The sequence below is a fragment of the Streptomyces sp. T39 genome (assembly GCF_008042045.1).
Lineage (GTDB): Bacteria > Actinomycetota > Actinomycetes > Streptomycetales > Streptomycetaceae > Streptomyces.
The window spans coordinates 1-1247 of record NZ_RDBP01000080.1 but is presented as its reverse complement, the minus strand read 5'-3'; the positions used below and the strand labels follow the sequence as shown (position 1 = coordinate 1247).

General features: G+C 73.7%; 1 protein-coding gene and 1 pseudogene. Both read left to right on the top strand.

The annotated features are described in order from the left end of the window. Nucleotides 1–4: 4 nt before the first annotated feature. Nucleotides 5–118, top strand: a pseudogene (locus EAO77_RS35330) (AraC family transcriptional regulator); the annotation flags it as partial. 207 nt (nt 119–325) lie between these two features. Beyond that, nucleotides 326–1201, top strand: coding sequence for a glycosyltransferase family 2 protein (locus tag EAO77_RS35325; protein WP_187283556.1), 876 nt, complete (start codon nt 326–328; stop codon nt 1199–1201). Nucleotides 1202–1247: the final 46 nt, after the last annotated feature.

The window sequence follows — 1247 nt, the reverse complement described above, 5'->3', positions numbered from 1 at the left end:
GGACATGCCGGGTCCGCGACGCGATACGAGGGGCATCGTCGACGCGCGGGAACTCCTCGCCCGGGTCCACTTCCGCCGCCGCGAACCCGCCCCGGAGCTGCGCCCCTACCTGGAGCACATCGCATCGCCCGTGGTCACCGGCGCGCCCGGCCTCGTCGTCCGGGGCCCGGGCGGATGCCTTGCCGTGGTGTCCGTCACGGTGGGTGCCTTCCCGGTCACGGCGGTGGACGTCGTCCGCGACCCCGGCGAGCTCACGTGCGTACATCTGCCGGACGGATCCCGTTAAGCTCGCGGGTCACGACCGGCAACAGATGGAGATGTGGACGTGTCCCGAGCGCGTGTGGGCGTGGCCGTACTGACGATGGGCACCCGCCCGGCCGAACTGCGGGCGCTGCTCGACTCGGTGGCCGCGCAGGACCTGCCGGCCACCCGGATCGTCGTGGTCTCCAACGGCGCCGCGCTGACCGAACTCCCGCCGGGCGTCACGGGAGTGGAACTCCCCGAGAACCTGGGTGTGGCCGGCGGCCGCAACGTCGCCATGGAGCGGCTGCGCGAGTTCGGGGACGTCGACGTCCTGGTGGACCTCGACGACGACGGTCTGCTGATCGAGACGGACGTCTTCAGCCGCGTGTCGGCGATGTACGACGCCGACCCCGCGCTCGGCATCGTCAGCTTCCGCATCGCCGACGAGACCGGGTTCACCCAGCGGCGGCACGTTCCGCGGATCGGCAGGACCGACCCGATGCGGGGCGGCCAGGTCACCACGTTCCTCGGCGGCGGGCACGCGCTGTCGATGCGGATGCTGGAGCGGGTCGGCGGCTGGCCGGACGACTTCTTCTTCACGCACGAGGAGACGGACCTCGCCTGGCGGGCGCTGGACGACGGCTGGAAGATCCTCTACGCCCCCGAGCTGGTGCTCCAGCACCCGCGGACCGCGCCCACCCGGCACGGGGTCTACTACCGGATGACGGCCCGCAACCGGGTCTGGCTCGCCAAGCGGAACCTCCCGGCGCTGCTGGTGCCGCTCTACCTCGGGTCGTGGACCGCCCTGACCCTGGCCCGCACCCGGTCGGGCTCGGGCCTGCGCGCCTGGTTCGGCGGCTTCGCCGAGGGCGTCCGCACGCCCTGCGGCGAGCGGCGCCCGATGCGGTGGAGCACCGTGTGGCTGATGGCACGCCTGGGCCGCCCACCGGTGGTCTGAGCCGCCGCCCCGGGGCCCCGGGGCGCGCCGCCGACACCGTGTGCCG